Source organism: Pseudoalteromonas sp. OFAV1 (assembly GCF_021532595.1).
GTDB classification, from domain to species: Bacteria; Pseudomonadota; Gammaproteobacteria; order Enterobacterales; family Alteromonadaceae; genus Pseudoalteromonas; species Pseudoalteromonas lipolytica_C.
This window is the reverse complement of the sequence record NZ_JAKGBG010000057.1, coordinates 22,416-28,415: the sequence shown is the minus strand read 5'-3', so window position 1 is coordinate 28,415 and position 6,000 is coordinate 22,416. Positions and strand designations below refer to the sequence as shown.

The 6,000-nt window shown below is 39.9% G+C and carries 4 protein-coding genes; 3 read left to right on the top strand and 1 reads right to left on the bottom strand.

The window, feature by feature from the left end; genetic code table 11:
• Positions 1-1,326 precede the first annotated feature (1,326 nt).
• Positions 1,327-2,103, bottom strand: a complete 777-nt coding sequence (locus tag L1267_RS20880; RefSeq protein ID WP_135926715.1) for an EAL domain-containing protein — start codon at positions 2,101-2,103, stop codon at positions 1,327-1,329.
• A 764-nt stretch (positions 2,104-2,867) separates the two neighbouring features.
• Between L1267_RS20880 and L1267_RS20875 the strand changes: the two genes are divergently transcribed.
• The 3 genes from L1267_RS20875 to L1267_RS20865 all read left to right on the top strand — a co-directional run bounded on the left by L1267_RS20875 (position 2,868) and on the right by L1267_RS20865 (position 5,988).
• Entirely contained in the window at positions 2,868-3,461 is a 594-nt protein-coding gene (locus L1267_RS20875) for a class I SAM-dependent DNA methyltransferase (protein ID WP_235384003.1), read from the top strand.
• Positions 3,462-3,704: 243 nt separating this feature from the next.
• Entirely contained in the window at positions 3,705-4,787 is a 1,083-nt protein-coding gene (locus tag L1267_RS20870) for an HNH endonuclease (RefSeq protein ID WP_235384002.1), read from the top strand.
• A 328-nt stretch (positions 4,788-5,115) separates the two neighbouring features.
• Positions 5,116-5,988: a nuclease-related domain-containing protein gene (locus tag L1267_RS20865; RefSeq protein ID WP_235384001.1), complete on the top strand. Its 873-nt coding sequence runs from the start codon at positions 5,116-5,118 to the stop codon at positions 5,986-5,988.
• Positions 5,989-6,000 lie beyond the last annotated feature (12 nt).

Genomic DNA, 6,000 nt, shown 5'->3' with positions numbered 1-6,000 from the left:
GGCGAATACATTAAAGTGACCAGGGGTAGCTCCCCAAATAGAGTCCGTATATAAGCCAGCATCTAATCTTTATTTAATAAATACTCCGTTGACAAAAAACGGGGAGTCCATATAAGGACACAGAGAGAACTGAGGAAAACAAGGAGATCTCTAAAGCGAAGCGTCTCTTATCCTCTTTGTGAAATTACCTTCTCTGTGCAGCGCGCAGCGCCTCGGTGACCTCTGTGGTTCAAGTCTTTATTTCACAAAGAGAAGTGAATGAGAAGACAATGAGTATGCGAAATAGACTGCTACTTAATATGAATCCTCTAAAGCGAAGCGTCTCTTATCCTCTTTGTGAATTTTGGTGTCTAGGTGTAGCGCGCAGCGCCTCGGTGACCTCTGTGGTTCAAATCTTTATTTAACAAAGAGAAGTGAATGAGAAGACAATGAGGAAACCCAAATTAACTTCACCAACCTTCTTCTAAGACACAGCCAAGTAACCTATTTATCGAGACGAACTGTTTGCTAGATTTTTTTCGAACCACAGAGGACACAGAGAGCACAGAGAAAGACAAGGAGTCCTCTAAAGCGCAGCGTCTCTTATCCTCTTTGTGAATTTTGGTGTCTCAGTGTAGCGCGCAGCGCCTCGGTGACCTCTGTGGTTCCAATATTTTTATTCACAAAGAGAAGTGAATGAGAAGACAATGAGGAAACCCAAATTAACTTCACCAACTTTCTTCTAAGACAGAGCCAAGTAACCTATTTATCGAGAAGAGCAGTTTGCCAGATCTTTTTTGAACCACAGAGGACACAGAGAGCACAGAGGAAGAAACGGAGGTATTAAAGTGTACTTCTCTAAAGCGAAGCGTCTCTTATCCTCTTTGTGAATTTTGGTGTCTCTGTGAAGCGCGCAGCGCCTCGGTGACCTCTGTGGTTCAAGTCTTTATTTCACAAAGAGAAGTGAATGAGAAGACAATGAGGAAACCCAAATTAACTTCACCAACCTTCTTCTAAGACACAGCCAAGTAACCTATTTATCAAGAAGAGCAGTTTGCCAGATCTTTTTTGAACCACAGAGGACATAGAGAGCACAGAGGAAGAAACGGAGGTATTAAAGTGTACTTCTCTAAAGCGAAGCGTCTCTTATCCTCTTTGTGAATTTTGGTGTCTCTATGAAGCGCGCAGCGCCTCGGTGACCTCTGTGGTTCAAATCTTTATTTCACAAAGAGAAGTGAATGAGCCAATAGTAAAAGAACTTACTGATTTGCCTCTAAAGCGCAGCGTCTTATAATCTCTCTGTAAATTAGGTTTTTGATATAAATCTGATGCGGGTTGACGCGAGTTTTAAGCCTCACGCAACAGACTAAAATCTACCTCAGGCAAACTCTCAAAACCCGGACGTGCAAATAAATAACCTTGCATTAAACTCACCCCAGCTTGGCGTAACCATTGATATTCCTCAATCGTTTCAATACCCTCAGCCAGCGTAGTGATATTTAATTCATCAAACATCGCAATACAATGGCTCACAATTGCTTGACGAGTTTTATTTAAATGAATATCTCTAATTAGTGCCATATCAAGTTTAATAATATTGCTTTGAAAGTCAGCTAATAAATTTAAACCCGAATAACCAGAACCAAAATCATCCGTAGCCGTAATAAACCCCAACGACTGATAATATTCAACAACACGTTTAATGTGATTTGTGTCTTCAACTTGCTCAACCTCGGTAAATTCAAACATAATCTGCTCTACCGGAAAGTCATATTGTTTAGCCGCTTCAAGGGTTGTTCTAATACAGCGCTCAGGTTTGTAAATCGCGTTAGGTAAAAAGTTGATACTCAAAATAGAATCAAGCTTTAGCTTTGCTGCAAGCGAAATAGCTTTGATACGACAAAGTTGGTCGAAGGTATAGCGGTTCTCATCGTTCACTTGTGAGATAACAGAATAAGCCGACTCATTATTAGGCCCGCGAACTAATGCTTCATAACCAAAGATCTGCTTTGCTGCGCAGTCAATGATAGGCTGAAAAGCCATGGTGAAATCAAAGCCAAGTTCTAGTTTGTCTTTACAGTTATTGCAACCTGTTGGCTGGCAATGAGTTTGCTTGTCGTGCATGCTTACCTCAGACTAAAGTCTTCTTAATACATAATAGTGCTAGTAAATTGCCAATTGTGCAATGTTGTTGAGTTAAAAGTATAAAACTATAGAGAAAATATGTAGCTGCCGTTTTACATAGTGTCAAACAGGCATTTATTTACTGTAGGTTCTTTATGCACAAAGAGAAAACAATGAGGTATAAAAACTTACTTCTCTAAAGCTCAGCCTCTTTGTGTGTATTTGTTTTCTCTGTGTAGCGCACAGCGCCTCTATGTACTCTGTGGTTCCAATATTTTTTGCACAATGAGGAGTGAATGAGAAGGCATTGAGGATTTATCGTATTTACTGCCAGTATATTTTCATAGACATATTAGATTTTCTCTAACCACAGAGGACATAGAGTGCACAGAGGAAGACAATGAGGTATAAAGAATTACTTCTCTAAAGCGCAGCGTCTCTTAGCCTCTTTGTGAGTATTGGTTTTACTCTGTGTAGCGCGCAGCGCCTCGATGAACTCTGTGGTTCAAATATCTTTTTGCACAAAGAGAAGTGAATGAGAAGACAATGAGATACTAGTTAATCCTATTAATTTTTCCTCTAAAGCGCAGCGTCTCTTATCCACTTTGTGAGTATTATTTCTTCAATATTGTGCCTCATCTATTACGCTGGAGTATAAAAATATTTCCCGCCAAAAATACTTAAAATCAATTTGATATCTTTTTAGTACCTAGCTTTAATGGTATTTTAGCGCCAAGCAATCTTGCCCCTATAAAGGAAGTAAAATGGCATCCAAAACCGTCGAATACTACAACCAAAATGCGCAAGCATTTGTAGATGCCACACTCGATGTAGACCTCAATGAACTTTATGACGAATTCTTACCGCTGATCCCAAAAAAAGGCGCTTTACTCGATGCCGGTTGTGGCTCTGGCCGCGACGCCTTCATCTTTAAAGAGCGTGCTTATAGCGTAAATGCATTCGATATCAGCCCAGCTATGGCAAAGCTGGCGTCAGAATACTTAAACCAAGACGTAGCAGTAAGCAGCTTTCTAGAGCTAAACGACGTTGCCAAATACGACGGCATTTGGTGCTGCGCAAGCCTTATTCACGTAGCAAAAAACGATTTAACCGACGCATTCAACAACCTTGCCCGCGCATTAAAGCCACAAGGCATCGTGTATGTATCGTTTAAATACGGCGACGGCGAGCGCGAACACAACGGTCGCGAATTTACCGATCTAAACGAACAAGCCCTTGAGAGCATAATTAAAGGCACAGACCTATTTATCCTCAAGTCGTGGCAAAGCGCCGACCAACGCCCAGAGCGCGCTACAGAAACATGGCTAAACGCCATTTTGCATAGAAGAACGATATAGTCGTTTATATGCGGTATAGCAGGCTATACCGCAACTCTCCCAATATTGTATGGGTTTTAGAGTATAGCTCTACCTAAAATCCTATATTTGCAATAGCTTTTCATGCTAGATTGTTCCTAAACTAAATCGCCAATATTCAAGCTACAACAATGCGTTATGAGCATAAGTGGCAAATATGATTATGTAAACAGGGAACGGTTCATGAACTTTAAAGCACCTTTCAAAAGTACACTTAAGGCTTGATTGATGATGGCCATGCAGCAGCAACTCGATTTCATTGCTTACATTCAGCGTATGCTGGTGGAAGGTGATTTTAGTGCGACATATAAGTTTGCACTATTACATGCATTGGCTGATGTTTGTGTTGAGCAACCAATGATGTATGAAGCTAGCGAGTTAAACATTGATCTTGCTAAGCTAGCTGAAAAGTTAATAGAGCTTTATTGGCACCATGCAGTGCCATTTTCTTCTGCTCATAGTGGTGAAAGTGCTTTACTTAAACAAAACTCGGGTACGCAATCAAAAGTAATTGCGGTGTTATATGAGTGCCAGCAAAACAATATTCGTAACTTACGCCAGCTCAAATTAAGCCCTTACTGGCACACCACTTACAAAGCTGCTTTAGACACATTAAAAACAGGCCCTTTGTGGCGCTTACAAATTCTAGCCAAACAAGAAGAGTGCTTTTTATACCCACACATAAAAGGCAAAAGCTATATCACTCTAAACGCAGGCATAGCTTCTTGCTTTAGACGCTTTTACGATTTAGTTGTCTATTTAGCTAAAAATGCATGGCTACAAAAGATTCAAAGCATCAAGCACAATCAAGCACTTATTGGCCCGCAAAGCCAACTGCATGACTTTTTATTTGGTTTTGATCGCACAGCACTAAACAAAGCAAAACCAATTTTAGTCGAAATACAAAAAGGCCAGTGTTTTTATTGTCAAAAGCCACTCACAAGCGCGATAGAAGTTGATCACTTTATTCCCTTTGCCCGCTACGCTAACGATTTAGGCCATAATTTTGTTGCCGCCCATCGAAGTTGTAATAACAGTAAACGTGACTTTTTAGCTGCACAATTACACCGCGAACGTTGGCAAGATCAAAATCTCGATCGCCACAGCCAGCTACTCACTGATGAACTAACTCGCTATTTTCATTGTGATGTAGGCAAATCCCTCGCGGTAAGCAACTGGGCATACCAAGTTGCCAGCAGCAATGGTGCAAAACTCTGGCTTGCAAAAGATAGGTTCGAGTTAGCGGGAAGTAAAAATGTCCACGCGTTAGATTTAGTCGCGCAGACAAATCACTTATATGATTTTTAAAAGGTCTAGGTTTTAATTTTATATATCTTATTGAAATAAAATACCAATAGATCATTGTTTGGTTGCAGGCGAGTGCTGTGAAAAAGAGAAGCTTTTAACGAGAGGGTATGGATATCCGAGCTTGGGTGCGTACAGGGATGTGTAATTGTGCCTATCTATGTTGGTTACGTTCATTTAATTTTTTCAAAATGAGGGAACAGTGCGAACCCAGGGCGCCGAGAGATTCCAAAGAGAAGTCGGCGTTTACTTATCTTTGGTTGCCGTCGCCAACGCGACATTATTAAATAATTGATGTATAAAGAGGGAGTTAACTGAACAAGGACCTGAAATGGATAACTTCATAGCACAAGGACTCAGCCTCTTATTTGTAATAGGAGGAATATATTCAATATTGGGTGTTATTTTTTTTAGAGTATGGCTTCATCAGAAGCAAGCCAAATTACCCGTAGATAGAAAAAAGTTTACTCGAGTAGCCGCACAAACACTTAACGATCAAGTAAACGATAAGGTCTTTAATGTTGTTGGTTACATAGGTTTAGCTGCATTGATTATTACAATGCCGTTTGCCCTCAAAGGGATTACCGAAATGTTGGCAAGCGGTCAATTGAACTACTTTTTTATAATTGTAATTATTGTCGGTTTAATTTACACCGCCAGAAAATCGTGGTTTGAATCAGACCAGTTAATTAAACTAAAACTAGGGCGAGATGCTGAGTTAGCTGTTGCATCTGAATTAATTGAGCTTCAATCTCATGGGTATCAAATATTTCATGATATTCAAGCTGATGGGTTTAATATTGATCACTTAGTTATTGGGCCTAATGGTGTTTTTGCGATTGAAACAAAAGGAAGGCATAAGCGCGTTAAAGATGATACAAACTACAAAGTCCGATTCGAAAATAATCTACTTGTCTTCCCATCTTGGAATGAAAACAAGCCAATTGAACAAGCCGAAATACAAGCAAATTGGGTTTATAAATGGTTAAGTGAAGCAACTGGCTTTCAAACAAAAATAACTCCAATATTATGCTTTCCAGGTTGGTTTATAGAGTTAAAACAGCGACCACCATTTCCTATTGTTTCCCATAGACAGTTAGCAAAAACTATACTGTCGATGCGCCAAAACCAAATTGATGGAGCTATGCAAAAAGCTATTTGCTATCAAGCTGTGCAAAGAAGCTTAAATATTTCTAAGGTTTAATTGATAGAGGCT

Coding starts and splice junctions, on each gene's coding strand:
- L1267_RS20875 (WP_235384003.1), top strand. CDS start 2,868: ATGGCATCCAAAACCGTCGAATACTACAACCAAAATGCGCAAGCATTT.
- L1267_RS20880 (WP_135926715.1), bottom strand. CDS start 2,103: ATGCACGACAAGCAAACTCATTGCCAGCCAACAGGTTGCAATAACTGT.
- L1267_RS20865 (WP_235384001.1), top strand. CDS start 5,116: ATGGATAACTTCATAGCACAAGGACTCAGCCTCTTATTTGTAATAGGA.